This window comes from Pseudoalteromonas sp. FUC4, from assembly GCF_008370255.1.
In the GTDB taxonomy this organism is placed as follows: Bacteria; Pseudomonadota; Gammaproteobacteria; order Enterobacterales; family Alteromonadaceae; genus Pseudoalteromonas.
The window spans coordinates 518697-539049 of record NZ_SEUI01000003.1 but is presented as its reverse complement, the minus strand read 5'-3'; the positions used below and the strand labels follow the sequence as shown (position 1 = coordinate 539049).

The 20353-nt window shown below is 38.3% G+C and carries 22 protein-coding genes; 10 read left to right on the top strand and 12 right to left on the bottom strand.

Translation table 11 applies throughout. The features are described 5' to 3' along the window. The 6 genes from lepB to rpoE all read right to left on the bottom strand — a co-directional run bounded on the left by lepB (position 1) and on the right by rpoE (position 5641). Positions 1-936, bottom strand: a complete 936-nt coding sequence (gene lepB, locus EU510_RS11990) for a signal peptidase I (protein WP_002958716.1) — start codon at positions 934-936, stop codon at positions 1-3. 16 nt (positions 937-952) lie between these two features. Further along, positions 953-2740: a translation elongation factor 4 gene (lepA, locus tag EU510_RS11985; RefSeq protein ID WP_149593687.1), complete on the bottom strand. Its 1788-nt coding sequence runs from the start codon at positions 2738-2740 to the stop codon at positions 953-955. 275 nt (positions 2741-3015) lie between these two features. Further along, entirely contained in the window at positions 3016-3465 is a 450-nt protein-coding gene (locus EU510_RS11980; RefSeq protein WP_149593686.1) for a SoxR reducing system RseC family protein, read from the bottom strand. A gap of 20 nt (positions 3466-3485) precedes the next feature. Further along, entirely contained in the window at positions 3486-4436 is a 951-nt protein-coding gene (locus tag EU510_RS11975) for a MucB/RseB C-terminal domain-containing protein (protein WP_149593685.1), read from the bottom strand. Between the two features lie 4 nt (positions 4437-4440). Next, entirely contained in the window at positions 4441-5058 is a 618-nt protein-coding gene (locus EU510_RS11970; protein WP_149593684.1) for a sigma-E factor negative regulatory protein, read from the bottom strand. Position 5059: 1 nt separating this feature from the next. After that, on the bottom strand, positions 5060-5641 hold the full coding sequence (gene rpoE / locus EU510_RS11965; protein WP_002958721.1) for an RNA polymerase sigma factor RpoE: 582 nt from the start codon (positions 5639-5641) through the stop codon (positions 5060-5062). Positions 5642-5886: 245 nt separating this feature from the next. Here rpoE and nadB point away from each other — a divergent pair, with 245 nt between their 5' ends. After that, on the top strand, positions 5887-7497 hold the full coding sequence (gene nadB, locus EU510_RS11960) for an L-aspartate oxidase (protein WP_002958722.1): 1611 nt from the start codon (positions 5887-5889) through the stop codon (positions 7495-7497). Here nadB and EU510_RS20080 read toward each other — a convergent pair. After that, complete coding sequence (locus tag EU510_RS20080; protein ID WP_149593683.1) at positions 7472-7828, bottom strand: hypothetical protein; 357 nt, start codon at positions 7826-7828, stop codon at positions 7472-7474. The genes nadB and EU510_RS20080 overlap by 26 nt on opposite strands. A gap of 55 nt (positions 7829-7883) precedes the next feature. Continuing rightward, complete coding sequence (locus EU510_RS11950; RefSeq protein ID WP_002958724.1) at positions 7884-8135, bottom strand: succinate dehydrogenase assembly factor 2; 252 nt, start codon at positions 8133-8135, stop codon at positions 7884-7886. Between the two features lie 164 nt (positions 8136-8299). Between EU510_RS11950 and EU510_RS11945 the strand changes: the two genes are divergently transcribed. Together EU510_RS11945 and EU510_RS11940 are read left to right on the top strand one after the other, a co-directional pair. After that, positions 8300-9211: a YgfZ/GcvT domain-containing protein gene (locus EU510_RS11945; protein WP_149593682.1), complete on the top strand. Its 912-nt coding sequence runs from the start codon at positions 8300-8302 to the stop codon at positions 9209-9211. Positions 9212-9223: 12 nt separating this feature from the next. Beyond that, the gene (locus EU510_RS11940) at positions 9224-9709 is read left to right on the top strand and encodes a peptidylprolyl isomerase (RefSeq protein ID WP_002958726.1); all 486 of its coding nucleotides are present in this window, start codon (positions 9224-9226) and stop codon (positions 9707-9709) included. Between the two features lie 42 nt (positions 9710-9751). Here the strand turns inward: EU510_RS11940 and EU510_RS11935 are convergent, their stop codons facing one another. From EU510_RS11935 to EU510_RS11925, 3 genes are read right to left on the bottom strand one after another with little or no spacing between them, the layout of a single operon-like run. After that, on the bottom strand, positions 9752-10234 hold the full coding sequence (locus EU510_RS11935; protein WP_149593681.1) for a hypothetical protein: 483 nt from the start codon (positions 10232-10234) through the stop codon (positions 9752-9754). A gap of 25 nt (positions 10235-10259) precedes the next feature. Next, positions 10260-11072, bottom strand: coding sequence for a DUF481 domain-containing protein (locus EU510_RS11930; protein ID WP_149593680.1), 813 nt, complete (start codon positions 11070-11072; stop codon positions 10260-10262). A 42-nt stretch (positions 11073-11114) separates the two neighbouring features. Further along, positions 11115-11435 carry an HI1450 family dsDNA-mimic protein gene (locus EU510_RS11925; protein ID WP_002958729.1) on the bottom strand — a complete coding sequence of 107 codons (321 nt, stop codon included), beginning with the start codon at positions 11433-11435 and terminating at the stop codon, positions 11115-11117. A 368-nt stretch (positions 11436-11803) separates the two neighbouring features. On the opposite strand from EU510_RS11925, the gene EU510_RS11920 reads away from it, so the two are divergent. The 7 genes from EU510_RS11920 (at position 11804) to EU510_RS11890 (ending at position 19632) form a co-directional block, all read left to right on the top strand. Further along, positions 11804-12595 (top strand): crotonase/enoyl-CoA hydratase family protein, encoded by a 792-nt coding sequence (locus EU510_RS11920; protein WP_149593679.1) that lies wholly within the window; start codon positions 11804-11806, stop codon positions 12593-12595. A gap of 71 nt (positions 12596-12666) precedes the next feature. Next, the gene (locus tag EU510_RS11915; protein ID WP_010553207.1) at positions 12667-13020 is read left to right on the top strand and encodes a CidA/LrgA family protein; all 354 of its coding nucleotides are present in this window, start codon (positions 12667-12669) and stop codon (positions 13018-13020) included. After that, positions 13013-13756, top strand: coding sequence for an LrgB family protein (locus EU510_RS11910; RefSeq protein WP_149593678.1), 744 nt, complete (start codon positions 13013-13015; stop codon positions 13754-13756). The genes EU510_RS11915 and EU510_RS11910 overlap by 8 nt, the downstream gene beginning before the upstream one ends. A 38-nt stretch (positions 13757-13794) precedes the next feature. Further along, the gene (locus EU510_RS11905; protein WP_149593677.1) at positions 13795-14631 is read left to right on the top strand and encodes a mechanosensitive ion channel family protein; all 837 of its coding nucleotides are present in this window, start codon (positions 13795-13797) and stop codon (positions 14629-14631) included. 171 nt (positions 14632-14802) lie between these two features. Continuing rightward, a complete protein-coding gene (locus tag EU510_RS11900; protein ID WP_149593676.1) occupies positions 14803-18057 on the top strand; it encodes a winged helix-turn-helix domain-containing protein in 3255 nt (1084 codons plus the stop codon). A 20-nt stretch (positions 18058-18077) separates the two neighbouring features. Then, positions 18078-18458 (top strand): DP-EP family protein, encoded by a 381-nt coding sequence (locus EU510_RS11895; RefSeq protein WP_149593675.1) that lies wholly within the window; start codon positions 18078-18080, stop codon positions 18456-18458. 184 nt (positions 18459-18642) lie between these two features. After that, positions 18643-19632, top strand: coding sequence for a sensor domain-containing diguanylate cyclase (locus EU510_RS11890; RefSeq protein WP_149593674.1), 990 nt, complete (start codon positions 18643-18645; stop codon positions 19630-19632). Between the two features lie 81 nt (positions 19633-19713). On the opposite strand, the gene EU510_RS11885 is transcribed toward EU510_RS11890, so the two are convergent. Further along, positions 19714-20196, bottom strand: coding sequence for a winged helix-turn-helix transcriptional regulator (locus EU510_RS11885; RefSeq protein WP_024596882.1), 483 nt, complete (start codon positions 20194-20196; stop codon positions 19714-19716). Positions 20197-20353: the final 157 nt, after the last annotated feature.

Sequence of the window (20353 nt, the reverse complement as noted above, 5' to 3'; positions counted from 1 at the left end):
TTACTGAATATTACCTAGGCGCTCAAAGCGAACACCAGTTGGAACCCATCCTGGTAAAATATCATCAGGGCCATTCTCAAATTCAAAACTCATCCATATAAAGACAGCTTTACCCACCAAGTTTTCTTTTGGTACAAAGCCCCAAAAGCGACCATCTTGGCTGTTGTCGCGGTTATCACCCATCATAAAATAATGATCAGCAGGAACAGTCCATTCATCAGAAGGCGTGCCCGGTTGCTGGTAGTAACGCCCTTTTCTCTCAGGCGCTTGTGGGTTGATTAATATATCATGCGTAACTGTTGTTAAATTTTCATTTACACGAGCTAGAGGCATTGGGCCTTGTTTGAATTCGTTATCATTAATTAGTTTAAAATCAATTTTATTGAATTCATTACATAAAAGCTCACCCTGCTGGGTTTCGCCTTCTTTACAATTTGGCTGAATATATAAACGTTTATCGCGATAAACAATTTTATCGCCAGGTAAACCAATTGTACGTTTAATATAGTCAACATTTTCGTCTAAAGGGTATTTAAAAACAACAATATCACCACGTTCAGGCTGCCCAATATCAACCAATTGAGTACGCCAAACAGGGTCTTTTATTCCATATGAATACTTTTGTACTAAAATAAAATCACCTACTAATAGTGTAGGCATCATTGAACCTGATGGAATTTGAAACGGTTCAAAGATAAATGATCTAAAAATAGTAATTGCTGCAATCATCGGGAAAATCGACTTTGCTGTTTCTGTTAGTACTGGTTCTGGTGCAATTAATGCCGCAGTTTCTTCATCTAACGGAGCTCCAGCAGACGTTTGCGCTATCGCTAAGCGCTCCTGCCTTTTTGGGGCGTACATTAAGTGATCTATTAACCATATTAAGCCTGAGCCTAAAGTTAATAACACCAATAAAACTGAAAAATAACCAGCCATTTATAATCCTTTGTTTTTATTTGCCAACTTTTAAAATAGCTAAAAACGCTTCTTGAGGCACTTCAACATTACCTACTTGCTTCATACGTTTTTTACCATCTTTTTGCTTTTTAAGTAGCTTTTTCTTACGACTCACATCACCGCCGTAACACTTAGCAATTACGTTTTTACGTAATTGTTTTACCGTAGTACGGGCAATAACATGCTGTCCAATCGCTGCTTGAATCGCTATATCAAACATTTGACGTGGGATAAGCTCTTTTAACGCATCAGCCAGCTGACGACCACGAGACTGCGCACCATCTCTGTGAACAATTATCGCAAGTGCGTCAACGCGCTCACCATTTATTAAAATATCAACACGCACCATATCTGATGTTTGAAAGTGCTTAAAGTTATAATCAAGCGACGCAAAGCCACGGCTAGTTGATTTTAATTTATCAAAAAAGTCCATCACCACTTCAGCCATAGGTAGCTCGTAAGTTACAGCTACTTGCTTTCCGTGATAAGTCATTTTAGTTTGGCTACCGCGCTTTTCGATACACAAGGTAATAACGTTACCTAGGTATTCTTGTGGTACCAAAATATTAGCTTCAACAATCGGCTCACGAATCTCTACAATATCGTTTACTGCAGGCAAATCAGATGGATTATCAATCTGGAACGTACCTTCTTTAGTAACTATTTCATAGATTACCGTAGGTGCCGTTGTAATTAAATCAATATCATATTCACGCTCTAAACGCTCTTGAATGATTTCCATGTGTAGCATACCTAAAAAGCCACAGCGGAAACCAAAGCCTAGTGCAGTTGAATTCTCTGGTTCAAAGAATAACGACGCATCGTTTAAGCTTAATTTATTAAGTGCATCACGGAACGATTCATACTCATCAGATGCAATAGGGAACATACCTGCATAAACCTGAGGTTTTATTTTTTGAAAGCCCGGTAAACGTAGTGGAGCCGCATTTTTTTGATGAGTAATTGTGTCCCCTACTGGCGCACCATGTATCTCTTTAATACCGGCAATAACAAAACCTACTTCGCCAGTACGTAAAATACCAGTGTTTGTTTGCTTAGGTGTAAAAATACCAACATGATCAGCTGTATGAACGTGCTCGTTTGACATTATTTTTATTTTGTCGCCCGTGCGTAATTCACCGTGCTTAATACGCACTAGTGATACAACGCCTTGGTACGGGTCAAACCAAGAATCAATAATAAGCGCTTGTAACGGTGCATCTTTATCGCCTACTGGCGGTGGTACATCTTTAACAATCATTTCAAGAACTTCAGCAATACCTACACCTGTTTTAGCACTACACTGCACTGCATCAAGAGCATCAATACCAATAATTTCTTCAATTTCTTCTGCAACACGTAAAGGATCCGCTTGCGGTAAATCGATTTTATTCAGTACTGGTATTACTTCTAATTCCATTTCAATAGCGGTGTAACAGTTGGCTAATGTTTGCGCTTCAACGCCTTGCCCTGCATCAACAACTAGTAGCGCACCTTCACATGCAGCTAAAGAGCGTGATACTTCATACGTAAAATCAACGTGCCCTGGAGTATCAATGAAATTAAGTTGATAAGTTTCGCCATCGTTCGCTTTATAATTCAACGTTACACTTTGCGCTTTAATGGTAATACCACGTTCGCGCTCAATATCCATTGAATCCAAAACTTGTTTTTGCATTTCACGGTCGGTTAAACCGCCACAAACTTGGATCAAACGATCTGAAAGGGTCGATTTACCATGGTCAATATGGGCGATGATCGAAAAATTACGGATATGCTTCATAAACTGGATTCTATACTTCTATTTTAATGGACTAAATATGAATACCTAAGTGACTTGAAAATACTTGATTTAGGATGCCATAAGCTGAATTTGTATATAACAAACTGTACTTACGCTTTTTAAGATGGGTTATAACCATTTTATGTATTGAATAACAATAAGTTATATTTACTTAACTTAAATAATTCAGCCAGATAAAATAATTTAAAAAACCACGGTTCCCTGTATTTCCAAGTTACTTTGGTATAAAACGGCAATTTTACATTTAATTGGCGTCAATCACCATCTATTTGCGTTAAAGGGATACTAATTGGGTGAATTTTTATAACTTTTATATCGTGCTTTAGCGATTTCACGCGAGTTTTAGCTATAAAAAAGCCAGTAACACCACCTAGAGCAGCAGCTAAAATCTGCCAGCCTTCAGAAGCCATAAACAATTGGGCCGCAACAAATGCAAAAACAAGACTCAAAAGGAGCGGTAGCATGTAAACCGCAAAAGCATGCTTAACGACATGACTATCATCTAGCGACAAAGTGACCTTTTGCCCTACTTCTATAGGGGATTCAAATTTATAAGGGAAGGTTTTTTTTGCAGTGCCAAATAATTTACCAAAGACTTGTGAGCCGCAACGACCATTGCAGCCTTCACAAGCTTGTTTTTGCTGTGCTTCTAAATGAGCAATGTGGCCATCGAGGGCCACAACAGTGAGAGTTTGTTCAATCATAACAATCCTTACGGAATCGTCTATAGTGCGCGAGTAACTGACTCTGCAATCGCTTTTGCGGTCATACTCGGTACATTACCAACAACCGATACATCAAAATTACCGCCATTATGCACATATACTGTCGTTGCACCAGAAGTGAGTGCTCCACTTAAACGCTTACCTGGTAATGGGCGCTGAATAAATACAGAAACCTCAACAAAACCATCAGAGAACAAGTAATAATCAGTTAATTCGTTATTTAAATCGAGCTTATGTCTGTCTGATTTTAGCAACTCAAAGCCATCTGGTAACCAACTTATTTTCCAGTTGGTGGCAGCACTATCTTCGTTTATAAGTGCATCATTTGGTAAAGGCGTTGGAAAGTTTCGATTAAGTACTTCAAGTAGCATACCGGCTGGCTGCTCTGTCACACTAATATGCGTAAGTTGTAATTGCTCTAAGGCTTCACCTTCATGGTTTACGTACGCGGCTTTTAATAGCAATGACGATTCCATATCAAGCCAAATCCAATAATTATATTTATACTCGTCTTTGGACTCTATGCGAACTAACTGTGCAGCACGCCCTGCGATACGACCCTTTCCGCCAAGCACAAAGTCATAGTGCGCACTTAAGCGATCTATATCTTTAAAAAGTACTTCAGGAATTGGTCCAGCTATAGAACCTGTTTTTAAAGAGTAGGGTTCAGACTGAGGTTCAAAATAAGTAACTTGGTTATTAATGCGCACCATTTCTAGGCCAGCACCATTGAGCAAACTTAAATGCTCAAGTTCGGTGTTATCTTGTAAAGCATGCACCCAGCGGTAGGGTTCCATTGTTTTACCTTTAACAACCACAAATGAGGCGTCAAAATTACGGGTATGAACGGCATTAGCCATTTGTAGTAATAAATCTTTGGCAGGATTTGTGTCGCTGGCAAATGCATTAAAGCTTACTACCAACGACAGAACAAAAGTGATTACTTTCATTTAATTAGTTTTTTTCCTCAGACGCTTTGGTATTAGTTTGCGCTGTTTCTAAAGAATTCGCAACTCGTGCTTGACGTTGATGCTCAAGAACTAATGCACCAATACGTTGTTGCTGCAGTTCACGCAAACCTTGCTCTGCATTTTCAAGCGCAGGCTCAGATGAATAACTTACTGGTGACGCCATACCTGTCAGCGGTGTGGTTTGCAGTAATGGAATTTCGCTTTGCTGGTCGTTGTTGCTTTGAGGAAGCGTATTAACGCCTATAATGGCAAACATCGCTACACTTGCTGCAATAGCTAATTGAGCAACTGGTTTGCGCCAATTAAAAGCGACTACTTTATTATCTTGTACTGTTTCAGTGATTGCTTGAGGTTGTGTTTTTGACTGACTAAAGTCAGCATAAACAGGCTCGCTTTCTAGTGCTAATGCAACGCGATCGCTAATATCAATATGTATGTCGTTATTATTTTTTTGAGCACGCATCGCATCACCAATTAACGCATAACGGCCAAACGTAGTGACATCTTGCTCTGCAATTTTTGCATCGGTCAGATGTTGCTCGCCATCAAGTAATGCCGATAACGCTTCGTTATCTAACTTGTTAAGGTGTGCTTTTGTCATACTAAGACTCGCCTATTAATGGGTTTAATTTGTTATCAATTGCTTCACGGGCACGAAATATACGCGAACGCACAGTCCCGACCGGGCAATCCATTACCACTGCTATTTCTTCATAGCTCATCCCTTCGATTTCTCTAAGGGTGATTGCGGTTTTAAGATCTTCAGGCAAACTATCAATCGTATTAAAAATAACAGCGCGTACTTCTTCGCTTAAAAGTAGGTTTTCAGGAGATGCATTCGATCGCATTGAATCTGCACAATCGTAAAATTCGGCATCTTCGGCGTCTATATCATTTGCTGGCGGCTTACGCCCCTGAGCTACTAAGTAATTTTTAGCACAATTAACGGCAATACGGTATAACCACGTGTAAAAGGCGCTGTCACCTCTAAAGTTAGGAAGTGCACGGTAAGCTTTAATAAAAGCTTCTTGTGCTACATCAGCAATATCGCCTTGGTTAGATACATAACGTGAGATCAAACCTGCAATTTTGTTTTGATACTTCTTTACTAATAGGTTGAAGGCGTTTTTATCTCCTTGCTGGACCCTTTTTACTAGCACTAAATCTAATTCCTGCTCGCTCATTCGAGCCGGTACTCCTATGTCTGATTTTTGCTTGTTATTCATATTGTCGTCATTGTTCACAATTACTCTGACCTCTTTATGAATAAAAAGTTCTGCTTAATATTATTTTTTTATAAAATAGATGATAATAACGGCGCTAAGCCTTTAAAATCACTACGTAGTAGTATGACAAATATGATACAACTACAGATATTAAAAACAAATATTGCTCAATATGAGCATTGTAACCGCAAAGTACCTCTGACATGAACCAAAATAAACATCACATTGCAGATGTCGCTATTATCGGTAGCGGCGCAGCAGGCTTATCACTTGCATTATCTCTCGCTAATTATTGTAACGTTACCGTGATCAGTAAAGGAGCACTTACCGAAGGTTCTACATTATATGCCCAGGGTGGTATAGCAGCAGTATTTGATAAACAAAACGACAGCATTGAATCTCATGTTGAAGATACACTTGATGCCGGCGGCGGCTTATGCGACAGAGACGCTGTTCATTATACAGCGAGTAATGCTCATGATTGCCTACAGTGGTTAATTGACCAAGGTGTTCCCTTTGATATGGAGTTTGATAGCAAAGGAAAAGAGCGTTTTCATTTAACACGTGAAGGCGGTCACAGCCATCGTCGTATTTTACATGCTGCCGATGCCACTGGCAAAGCGGTGCAAACCACACTTATCAGCCAAGTCAAAATTCATAAGAATATAACACTTTTAGAGCAATACAACGCCATTGATTTAATTACAGATAAAAGCGCAGGTAAAACAGGCTCACACATTGAAGGTATGTATGTGTGGAACAAAAAAGCGAAAAAGGTAGAAACCATTTCCGCTAAATTTGTTGCGCTTGCAACTGGTGGTGCAAGTAAAGTGTATTTGTATACATCTAACCCGGATGTATCAAGTGGTGATGGTATTGCAATGGCATGGCGCGCAGGCTGTAAAGTTGCCAATATGGAATTTAATCAATTTCATCCAACAAGCCTTTACCATCCTGAGCTACAAAACTTTTTAATTACCGAAGCGATGCGCGGTGAAGGGGCCTATTTAAAACGCCCTGATGGCACGCGCTTTATGAAAGACTTTGACAGCCGTGAAGAACTTGCTCCACGTGACATAGTGGCACGCGCAATCGATTTTGAAATGAAGCGTTTAGGTGCTAATTGTGTTTACTTAGATATTAGCCACAAAGACAAAGATTTTATTATTGAGCACTTCCCTACTATTTACGCAAAATGCTTAAGTGTTGGCCTTGATATAACTAAAGAAGCAATCCCTGTTGTACCTGCTGCGCATTACACTTGTGGTGGTGTAATGACTGACTTTAACGGAAAAACAGATCTTGATAACTTATATGCGGTAGGTGAAGTTGCTTACACAGGCCTACATGGTGCAAACCGTATGGCAAGTAATTCACTATTAGAGTGCATTGTATTTGCCCATGCTGCCGCTAAAGATATTTTAAGTAAAATTGAACATGCACCAGAGCCGATGGCACTTCCTCATTGGGATGAGAGCCGTGTTAGTAACTCAGATGAAGAAATTGTTATTACCCATAACTGGCATGAACTACGTTTATTTATGTGGGATTATGTAGGTATTGTACGCTCTACTAAACGCTTAGAACGAGCACTGCATAGAGTTGAGTTGCTACAGCAAGAAATACACGATTACTATGCAAACTTTAGAGTAAGTAACAACTTACTTGAGCTTCGTAATTTAGTGCAAGTATCAGAGCTTATTATTAGGAGTGCTATGGAGCGAAAAGAAAGCAGAGGCTTGCATTACACTATTGATTACCCTGAACAAAGTGAAAATCCAACGCCGACTATTTTGACTCCAAAACGCAATTAATTGCGCCGACAGTGGCACGTTTTAGACGCGCATAACTTTGCTCACTAACGCCATTGGCTGAAATTATAAGCCAATGGTTGTTACTAAAACCTTTAATATGAAGCCATATATTATTACCATAAAATCGGCTTTTGTTACTTATTTCCCCCTGAATTTTTAAGCTCTCGCCCTCAAACCTAAATAACTTTGGTTCTAATATTATAATGCCCTCATGCGGATGAATTGCTAATACCTTGCGCCACATTATCAAGCCAGCTAGTGCATTAATTATTAAACAAAAAAGCATAGCTAATAGTGAATCTAAAAATAAACATAATATAAAACTGAGCATGCAAAAAAAGACCACAATTGGTTTGTGGTCAGCTTTATTATTCGTAACCGTAAACCTATACACGAACTCGGTCTAAGATCAGCGAAACCATACCGTTTAACTGCTCGTCTTTACATTCTTCATGACCCATAAACCATGCAAATAAGTCAGGGTCTTCTTCTGTTAGCAAACGCTGAAAGATAGCCTGTTGCTCTGCGCTCAAAGAGTCGTATGCTTCTTCTACAAACGGCATAAACAAAACATCTAGCTCTAACATGCCACGACGACAAGCCCAACGAATACGTGCTTTACTATGAATTTCAACCATTTTAAACCTCATACTTAATTGACTCGAGTTTAACAAACACAAGCCTGTTTAGCAGCTATTAATCTCTCATTAAATAATAAACCCGCACCAATAAGCGCTTGTCTGTACCATACGTAACAACTGCGTTATTATGTCACTTCATTTATATTGCAAAGAAGGTTTTTATGTCGAGCGTTTATGCATGTCCGTTATCTCATCAACTTATTAGCCTCTGCGGTGCTGATAAATTATCTTATTTGCACGGACAAATCACTCAAGATCTAAATAAATTAACCAGCAGTAATTATTTGTGGGCTGGCCATTGCAGCGCCAAAGGTAAACTTTGGGGTGTATTTAAATTATTTTCTTACCAAGATAGTTACTACCTTGCAGGTAGCCAAGCTGAAGTTGAAAAATCATTAGCTGAACTTAAAAAATACGCTGTATTTGCAAAAGTTGATATTACTGAATGCCCAAAACGTTTAATTGGTTTAATTGGTGATAATTTATCTGATGTACTGGCACAGCTTGATATTAGCTTTGAAGGCGATGCAAGCGCGTGTGATTTTACTAATGGCAAAGCGCTAAAATTAGCTGATAACCGTGTTTTAATAATGGTTGATAACCAATTTAGTATGCCTGATAACGTATCCACACTTGATAACGAGGCCCCATGGCAACAAGCAGCGATGCTTGCCGGTGAGCCTCAGCTAAGTGCAGATGCAATTGGCGAATACGTTCCTCAAATGGTAAACCTACATGCTATTGGCGGTATAAGTTTCAAAAAAGGGTGTTATACAGGTCAAGAAACAGTAGCCCGTATGAAGTACCTTGGTAAAAATAAACGTGCAATGTATATCGTTTCGGGGCAAAGCGAAGGCTTGCTGAATGAGCCTGACTTAGAAACTCAATTAGGCGAAAATTGGCGCCGTGCAGGTAAACTTATTGCACAAAGCTTTAATGAGCAAACAAATAAATTAACAGGCCTCGTTGTGTTGCCAAACGATACTGATGTAACTCAGGTACTTCGTGCAAAACACACACCTCAGGTGGAGCTAAGCATTCTGCCTCTACCCTACTCTCTTGAAGATGAATAAATAGGAATGACTATGATCGTTGCGGCAAACAAAGTGGTAAAAATGCATTATTCAGTAATGGATAATGATGGCAATAGCATTGATAACTCGTTCGGTGGTGAGCCACTACACTTTATCATTGGCACAGGCTATTTAATTTCAGGCCTAGAAAATGCTTTGCTGGGCAAGCAACCAGGCGACACGCTTAGCGTAAAGGTTGAACCTGAAGAAGGTTACGGCGAGCGCCACGAAAACCTAATGCAAGCAGTACCTAAATCAATGTTTGAAGGTATGGAAATTGAAGTTGGCATGCAATTTCGTGCATCAACAGATGATGGTGACCAATCAGTAATGATCATCGATATCCAAGATGAAGAAGTGATTGTAGATGGTAATAACCCACTTGCAGGTATAACACTTAACTTTGATGTAGAAATACTAGAAGTACGTGATGCTACAGAAGATGAATTAACTCACGGCCACGTACATGGCGAAGGTGGGTGTGGTCACGACCACTAATACACTGCTAAACAGATAAAAAAAGCGCCTAAGGCGCTTTTTTTATATCATATTGTTACGCTTAACCGTTTCAGCTTTTGGCTTACTAGGCAGCGCGATTGATACGTTTTTTTCTTTTAAAGCAGCTAGTAAATCTTTTTGATCGTTTGTACCAACTCTATACAAAGTGCCATCTTTGAGCGTTAGCTGTATTGCACTAAAGCCAGATACTGTATACACCCAACCATCGTGAGTAATTCGCATACCAATACCGTGCCTGTAAGAGTTTTGAACTGCCTTAGCTTCTGCTACTTCGCTAAGCTCAATATTTTGCCCAGCAACGCCTGGACCAAACGCCCAGCTAATATACTTATCATCTACTTTTACTGTTAAGCCATGAAACAAAAAGCCCACCAGTACTAAAATCCCAGTAAATATTATTAAAGGTCCATCAGCGCCTAACAAGTTCCACGCGAGCGCTACAAAACTGCCTATCCACGCTAATACAAAAAAGATAAACACCGCATACTGTTTATGCTGATACATAATATTCTCTAAATTAAATAAATACTTAAAAGCTGTATACCAATGTAGCACTCAGCTCTGAATCGAACTTGAGTTTATCATCTTCGGGTTTTGAATTATAACGATACATGTAGGTAAATTTAAGCGATACCGCGCCAATAACTTGGCTTATCAGTGCGGTTTCTGATTTTAAGCGAGAATTAAGCCCTGAAAGCGACTGCTCTATACTCACATCTTGGTTAAAGCGAGTTCGTTTTGAAACTAATCGCTCCCACTGCATTGCAACACGTACTAAATAACCAGTTTTATTAATTTCATCTTCGCTCACGTCCGAATCTTCATCCGCTACTGAGCGGTATAAACCAGGTCCTATATCAATATCTACTTTGTTTTTAGAGCCTTGATATACACGCGCACCATAGCCTGTTGCTATTGTGCTTTTAAAATCAAGTCCACTAAACTCATCTTCTTCGTAATCACCGTAGATAAAAAATGAAGAGTTTTTAACGCCTACTTTATAGTTACCTTGAGCAGATATAAATATACGGTTTGCAGTTACATCCGTTTCATCTGTTTCATCATTATGATCACGCTTATAAAGAGAGTCTATTTTGAATTGGTTTCGCCACTTTTCAAAATCTTGGTATAAATTACCTTTGAGCTTAAAACTGGTCGAATTGGTGTTACCTTTACTTAGAATAAAACCAAATTCAGTATCACCGTAAAGCATATCACCTTTGTGTAACTCATGAATTTCTTCATCAGAGAGCTTGCCATATTCATGAAAATCTTCAAATGGATCAACAGCCCAACTTGGGCAGCTAATTATTAAAAAAATTAAAAATAAATACTTACGCACAACACTCTCTCTGCACACAATTATAAAAATAAGCGGTATTGCTTATTCACTCTCTTTCCATAAAATATGACAAAACGGAGCATCTTTATCACGACTAATCAAAATTTTAGCAAACAAAACATCATCATTTTCAAATTCTAAACCAACTAGCACCTGAATAAAGTGCTCTGGTTCTATCTCAAGGGCAACAAAATCTTGCCATTGATCATCTGGCTCGTCTTCTTCAATAAAGCCTAGGTCTTCTCTAAACTCATTAAAGTCTTCAACATCTTTATCACTCAAGTTATTTGGCGCTAACTCTAAAAAAATATCATAAGCTTGGTGAGTAGCTTCTTCTACCGTATATAAACGTGGACCCGACATATGTGCTTAACCTTAAGCTTTTAAGTTGCGCTATATTATCAAATCTCTCCATCATTTTGATAAAAAAAAGCGTAAAACACTGACTTTTTTGTAACCAAGTCATGCTTTATTCAGCATACAGCTCAAACAACAAATAACAATTTAACTAACCCATTGAATATCAAGATTACTTTTAAAATTTAAGCTTAAAATAACAACGTAAAATATTTTTATTATCTTCGGTCCGAATTGTTTAGCTTGTTCTCATCTAAAACCAATCCTTTAAGACTACGGCTTTAGCAATAAATTCCATTTATTTAAAAAATACCGTCACTTTACTTAATTCTTATAACAACATAAGCTCAACTAACAGGTCAGAGGAGTGTGTAATGATAAAACTAGAAAAACAAAATGGCATTGCAACAGTCACGCTTAGCAGAGCAAAAAAACAAAATGCATTAAGCTTTGAAATGTTTGTAGAGCTAAACAAAGCCATTAAAAGCATAAAAAGAGATCGCAGTATTCGTGCTGTGGTAATAAAAGGCGATGGCGAACATTTTTGTGCCGGCCTTGATATATCAGCAGTAATCGCAGCGCCATTAAATATTATAAAATTATTGCTTAAATGGTTACCTGGCAATCAAAACTTAGCGCAAAAAGTAGTATTAGGCTGGCAGTCACTAAGCGTGCCTGTTATTGCGCAAATTGATGGCAACTGTTTAGGAGGGGGATTACAAATAGCGCTAGGTGCTGATTACAGGATTGTTCATGTTGATGCCAAGCTTGCCATTATGGAAGCACGTTGGGGGTTGTGCCCCGATATGGGCGCAAATGTAATGATGAGCGGTTTAGTTAAGCGTGACCAAGCACTTTGGCTTGCAAGCCACGCAAACCCAATCACAGCACAACAAGCAAATGAGCTAGGTTTGGTTACTCAGCTTACCGATGATACTCAACAAGCCACGCAAAACATGCTCAATACATTACTCGAGCGCTCACCCGATACGCTTGCGGCTGTTAAACGTGTTACACAACTTAGTTACAAACCAAACCAACGAAAAATACTCGCTAAAGAAACCTTCAGCCAAATTCGCTTATTGCTAAACCCAAACACTAAAAAAGCAATTGCTAAAGCAAAAGGAAAAGTGGATATAACCTACGCAAATACAAAGCACTGGTAGACTATTGCACAATGCATAAAAGAGTTTGATTTGTTAAAGTTAAGCTCTTATCTTTTATGTGAGCCACTTTGATGAAATATCTGCTCAGTAGCGCTATTATTTTACTATGTTTAGCCTGCGCTAAACTCATTATGCACTTTATTGGTGGAAGCTTTCCTGCACCGCTACTCGCTATGGTTATTTTATTAGTTTTACTCTTATCGGGTATTGTAAAAGAGCAACATGTAAAACCATGCGCCTCCCCTATTTTAAATATTATGCCTATATTTTTCATTCCAGCGGGTGTGGGATTTATTGAGCATCTCGGCCTTATAAAATCGCACTGGGCATTTTTAGCCTCAGTGGTGGTGCTAGTCCCTATAACTACCTTGTTGCTTGTTAGCAGTGTAATTGCGTACTTTAAGGGAAGAGAAAATAATGACTGATTTTACTTTTTCCGCTATTTCAGAGCTGCAGCCCAATTTATGGTGGCTAAGTATTCCTTTTATTATTGTGTTGTTTTTAGCACTAAGGGCCGTAAACCAAAGTATAAAAAACAGCGTATTTAAATCGCTCACCAACCCCGTATTTTTAAGTATTAGTATTATCGCTTTATTACTCGTTAATCTAAATTTGCCTTATACGCAATTTGCCACGCACAGCAAATTACTAAGCTGGTTATTAGAGCCGGCAATTGTGGCTCTAGCGCTTCCTTTATATCAACAGTTTACACACGTACGAAAAAACCTATTACTTATAGTCGCAACATGTAGCTTAGGCATTGTTAACGCAACCGTTGTGGCATTTTTGCTAAGCATATTATTTAATGCGCCAGCGCAGCTAAGTGCATCCGTTGCCGCACTCAGTGTGACGACCCCAATATCTTTAATTGTTACCGACTCGTTAGGAGGGATTAGCTCACTTGCTGCGGCTTTAGTCATTTTTATTGGTTTACTCGGCGCTTTATTTGGTTTTATGCTTTTTAAACTCATTAATATTTTTAATCACGAATCTCAAGGTGTTGCCATGGGCACAGCTTGCCATGCAATTGGGACCGCTGCTGCTATTGCTGAGCATCCAAAGGTAGGCGCTTACTCATCAGTTGCAATGGCACTAAGTGCTTTACTAACAGCGATTATAGTGCCGCTGTTATATCCATTTTTAGTCAACATTTTGCTATAGTTGGAAAAATACAACATAGCCCTAACATAGAGCGCTTTATGATCAGTTCTGAAATCGAACAGTTTGAAAAATATTACACCATGCTTACTGAATATATGGTTACCTACAGTATGCAAATTGTTGGCGCTATTTTTATCGTCCTCGTTGGTTTGTGGATAGCACAAAAGCTTGCCAAATTTGTAGCCGCGTTAATGACCCGTCATAACGTTGACATTACGCTCACAAACTTTGTCAGTAGCGTGGTAAAAGTACTGCTCATTGTAATGGTTATAATTATTGCACTTGGCAAAATAGGTATTAGCGTTACGCCATTTGTAGCAGCCATTGGTGCTGCGTCTCTAGGTGCTGGTTTAGCACTGCAAGGAATGCTCTCTAACTATGGTGCAGGCCTTGCAATTATAGCCACTCGACCTTTTGTTGTTGGTGATACTATTGAGGTTAAAAATGTAAGTGGTCAAGTTAAAACTATTGAGCTTGGCTACACTATTTTAATCAATGAAGAAAAAGTAGAAATTACTATTCCAAATAAGCACATAGTGGGTGAAATACTTCATAACTCATTTAGTTACTCATTGGTCAAAGGTGAAATAGATATAGCTTATAGTGCATGCTCTGATAACGCGATTAGCCTCATTGAAGACGTACTTAAAGCACATGAATTAGTCGCACAAAATCCGTTATCACAAGTGGGTATTGAACGCTTCGCCGATAGCGGTGTTACAATAAGCTACCGATATTGGGTGCCTACTACTAAAATTATCGAAACCAAACTGGCTATTAACGGCGGCGTTTACAAAGCAATTAATAACGCTGATATTGAAATTCCATTCCCTCAACGCGTCATTACAATTAACAAAGCCGACCTAGAAAGCTAATTTATTTTTATAGTGAGCTTGCATATCTGCAAGCTCATCCTTTACTCCCCCTCCTCTTTGCTCAGAATAAACTCAAATAGTTGTGTTATAGATTTATTTGCCATATAAATAGTATTAATAAATATCAATACGCACTTAATTTTAATAATAAAAAAACAATAATGAGTAATGATGATGCGCAACCCCTTCTACCTAGGCGATTGGCAAGTAACACCTTCAACTAACTCAATTCAACTCACTGGTAAAGCCAAACAGTTAGAGCCCAAAGCGATGGAAGTTTTATTGCATTTGTGTCAACAAAATGGCGACATTGTAAGCAGCGATGAATTGCTCAATAAATGCTGGAAAAATACTAATATTGGCGATAATCCATTACATAAAACTATCACTCAGCTAAGAAAAGCGCTCGGTGATAAAGCCAATGAATCACATTATATTGAAACTATCCGTAAACGTGGCTACCGCATTATTGCAAAATTATCTTTTCCGTTAGCAGATCCTACCCCAAACACTGAAAGTACATGGCAAGGAGGTTCCCCTTTCTTAGGCCTGCGTGCATATAACCCAAATGATACCCACGTTTTTTTTGGCCGTACCCAATCTATAGCTACTCTGCTGGAAAGGATATCTAACCAGGTAAATTACGGTCGTGCTTTTTGCTTAATACTTGGCCCTAGCGGTACAGGTAAATCCTCGCTTGTTAATGCTGGAATTTTACCAAAACTGCTAGATGAGCGAGGCTATAATGGCATCGGGGTTATTTCCTACACCCAGATCGACTTTGCAGATGTGCATAAAAATAGACTTTTTCTAGACTTAGCTTCTGCATTACTTGATTGGGATATAAACGCCCAGCCTGTGTTTGAAGGATTAAGCGCGCAAACACTAGCAGAGCAACTAGAATTGGCAATAGATGGCGTAATCAACGCAATACAAATTGCACTTAGCAAAGCCTCTACACAACTTAAAACACCCCAGTTATTTTTATTTATTGACCGCTTAGAAGTACTGCTTTCTTCTCCTATATTTAGTAACGAAACACGCAGCCATTTTTTATCGGTTATTGAGCGCTTAGCAATCTCTAAAGCTGTGATTGTATTTAGTGCGTGTCGTAACGACTTTTACCCTTTAGTTGTTGAACAACCAAGTCTAATGGCAGGCAAAGCTCATGGCGCCCACTACGATTTAACACCGCCAAACCGACAAGAGCTTCAACAAATTATTCGCCTACCAGCGTTAACCGCTAATTTAACGTTCTCCAATGACCCACAAACCCAAACACCACTGGATGAAATATTGTGCGCAGATACCGCCAATAACCCCGATGCATTGCCCATGCTGCAATACACATTGCAAGAGCTGTACTTACAGCGCAGTGATAATAACGAGCTATTGCACAGTGTTTACAAAAAACTCGGGGGTATTGAGGGCGCCATAGGCAAAAAAGCAGAAGATATATTTATTGGCCTTAGTAATGAGCAAAAGCAGCAACTAAAAAGCGTATTATCACAACTGATCACTTTAAACCCAGATGGTAAAACCATTACGAGCCGAGCTGCCCGCTGGCAAACATTAACCAACACAAGCCAAAAAGAGCTTGTGCAAGCCATGGTCGATAGCCGTTTATTTGTATCGCATTTACAAAACCAAGAAGCCTGTTTTAGCCTTGCTCACGAGGCATTATTGCGTCAATGGCCGCGCGCAAAACAATGGATTAATGACCATAAAGATGCCTTAGCAATAAAAAGCCGCTTACAACACCAAGCGCAAAATTGGATAGATGAAGGTAAAAGTAGTGCTTACCTCCTAGCGCCAGGTAAACCGCTACAAGAAGCGCAGCTATTACTTAACGACAAACTGTTTAAATTAGATGATAACGAGCATGCTCTTATCAAAAGCTCTGTAAAAAAAACAAAAACAAAAATAAGAGCAAAACGAGTGACCGTTGCTTTATTGTGCTTACTTACATGCACCGCGTTATTAATGAGCTTCACTAGTTTTAAAGCCCAACAACATGCGCAAAAAAAACAGCTTGAGGCCGAAAGCTTACTGGGGTTTATGGTCGGCGACTTTGCCGATAAATTACGTAGCGTTGAACGTATGGACTTACTTGATGGTATTAGTAATAAAGCACTTGAGTATTTTACTGAGCAAACTGACGATTCAAGTTCACTTTTTAGCTTTAGCGATAATAAAGCACAATTTAACAACCGTTTTCAGTACGCACAAACTCTTGAGGCAATGGGTGAAGTAGCTTATTCCCGAGGTAAAACCGATGAAGCCTTTACCGCCTTTGAAAACGCCCGTACCCGCCTTGAGGCATTATTAAAAATACAGCCTAACAACTTAGAGCTACTCACGCTTGCAGGTGCCAATGCCTTTTGGCTTGGTCAATTAGCTTATGATCAAAATGATCATCAAGCTACTGAGCAAATGTTTAAAAAATACCACGCTTACAGTAAAAAAATGTATGCGCTGGCGGCCAATGATTTTAACTCCATTATGGAATTATCGTATTCATCTAATTCGTTAGGTTCTTTATACATAGAAAAATCTAACTACAGCGCTGCAAAAAAGAACTTTACAGAGTCACTTTTACTTAAAAATAAAGCGCTTGAACTGAAACCTAATAACAAAGATTTACTTCGAGATAAATCCGATACGATTAGTTGGCTTGCAAAAACAGAAGAGAAGCTAAGTAACTTTAATGAAGCAGTTAATATACTAGAAGCTGCAGTTGAAGTAATCACAAAATTGATTGCTAACTACCCTAGTGATGCAAGCCTTTTTTACACGTCAGCAAACATATATATGCAACAAAGTTATTTACTGAGCTATTTGAGTGATAAACGGATGGCTCATAAAAAAGCCAACTTGGCTAATCAAGTTATTAATGAAGCTTTAGTACAAGATCCAAAAAACAATAAATTTCAGCTTATGTATTATCGCTCTTTAGCATATTCACTAATGCTATCTACTGATGAAGCTACTGACTCAACAATTGAAAAAATAATTAATTTTTTAAAGTCTCAAAATTTTAAAAATACCAGCACTATTAATACACAAATTACACTGATTCAATATTTTATAAATAGACAATCACCACTCAAAGCGCAGGAGTTGTTAACTGAGCTTGAGAATAATGAAAACTACACACATCAATTAGCCAACCTAACTAGAACTGGTGATTACTTAGTACATACACGAATAAACTTAATCAAAGCGAACTTAGCTACAACTAATAAACAGCGAGAGCAATTTTGCTTAAGTGCTATCAAAACTATTTCTGAAGCTGCAAAAATAAGTCAGAGCGTAAAAATAACATACCCATTAGTACAAGCTTATACCTGTTTAAACAGAGAAGACGAGATATCAAATATAAAAACAAGCCTAGTTAAATTAGGCATTACGAACTTCCAACTATAATCACTTATAAAGGAAATGATATGAATAACACCTTAGAAAATGTCGACTTTCAAGTAAATATTGAACTTAACAACGGTGAAGCTATTTTTAGTTATACAAAAAATGGCGAACCCGCTACTGGCGGTGGTGTTGTAAGAACCGAAACCGCTGGCAACTACAATTTAGACGTTGCCACAATTCAAAATGGTTTCGTATTTACTGGCGCTACTATCACCGATATCGACACACAAAAACCATGCGCCCAAGACTTCAGCTATAAAGTAAGTGACAACGGCCACACAATTATCATTACCGATACAGACAAGAATAATGGCTCTGTATGCTTAATCTTTAACGTTGAGTGTAATGGCAATAAATATGAAAGCGCTGATCCTCAAGTTAAGAATGAAAAAGAACTCTAATTAGTAATACTTATTTTTAAATTGCACAGGCATATTAATTGCAGTGCAATTTATTTGAAAACGCCCCTTAAATAAACATAAATAACAATAACTTAAATCAGAAGGTTACCGAAAGGTTTAAAAACCATAAATTAAATAAACTACTAGACATAAAGTTTCATTAACAATAAAAATGAGCAACACCATGTCTAACAATAATGAAAATAGCAGAGCGCACAACACCGACAGCGCTGTATCTGCATTAATCAGCAGCATTTCTAATACCGTTAACAATGAAAAAATAAGCGCAATTATAAATGTCACTAATGTCATGGCGGATGCTATTTTTATTGTTAATGCAGATGGAGTGTTTGAATCAGTAAATCCCGTAGCAGCACGTTTTTTCAATGTAACGTCTGATTCATTAATAGGTAAAAAATGGCAAGATTGTTTACAAGAGCAGTATCGCGATGACTATAAATACATGTTTGAAAGTTGGAAAAACAACTATCAAACACCACTCAATCATGGTCCGAAAGAAGTTAAAATAAGAAAAAACAATGGTAACTGTTTAGATGTTGAGTTATCTGTATCATGTTTACCCGAATCGGTAGTTTCAAGTACCCCACTTTTTATTTGTATAATGCATGATATTTCAAAGCACGTTAAAAAGTATAAAGTACTGGAAAACGTGGCCAGACTTGATCACCTCACTGGTATTGCTAATCGTTGTACTTTAGAAAAAACCATCATTAATAATTGGCAAGAGTGCATAGTTAACAAGCAGCCTCTTAGCTTTATACTTATTGATATTGATTACTTTAAATTATTTAACGATAACTTTGGCCATGTAAAAGGTGATAAGTGCCTTCAAAAAGTCGCTCGTACAATTGAAGAGTGCTTACCTTCTAAAGACAGTTTAGTAGCACGCTATGGCGGTGAAGAATTTGCTGTTGTGCTGCCTCGATCGCACATTTCAAATGCACAAATGATTGCTAAACGTATTCAAGAAAAAATACTCAACATTAATTTTAGAGATCTCGGTTTACCAGCGAATGTAAAAATAAGTGTAAGCCAGGGTTTAGCGTGTGAATACAACAATCAATACAGAACATCTGAGGCATTAATATGCGCGGCTGATACGGCTTTATACAGAGCGAAGTCGGAAGGTCGTAATAAATTATGTATAAGGTGATGTAAAGACTATTTGGTATCGCATTTATCTACTAAAATAAAAAAACCGCAATTGCGGTTTTTTTTATTACTTGAGAAAAGCTTAAATATCGATTAGCAATCCTTCGTCCTTTTTAATCTTTTCGATCACCATATAAGTATGATGAGTACCCACGCCAGGGATATCGACTAAATCACCTAGTACCTGCCTGTACTCTTCCATGTTTGACACACGAATTTTTAAAAGGTAGTCATAGCCGCCCGCTACCATGTCACACTCGACGACTTGTTCTATCCTTAATATGTGCTCTCTAAATACTTTAAATACAGCGGTGTTTGAAGCAACAAGCGATACTTGAACATGCGCTACTAAGCTCTGATTAAGTTTAGCTTCGCTAAGCTTGGCATAATAGCCTTCAATATACCCTTCTTGCTCTAATCGTTTAACCCGATCTAGGCATGGGCTGGCACTCAAATTAACCTGTTTTGCGAGGTTAACATTAGAAATTCTGCCGTTCTTTTGAAGAACGTCTAGTATGGCTAAATCAATACGATCTAGCATGCGTAATCTATTTGGAATTGTCATAACAGAATTTTATGCGGATAAGTTAAATTTATACCCTGTAAATTATCGTAAATCGCGAAATTTAACCAGCATATTCTGCTGAATTTTAATTAGAATGCACTCACAATATCACTGGTAATTTATTGGTAATTAATTTTACTTTAATTCTTAACATCCT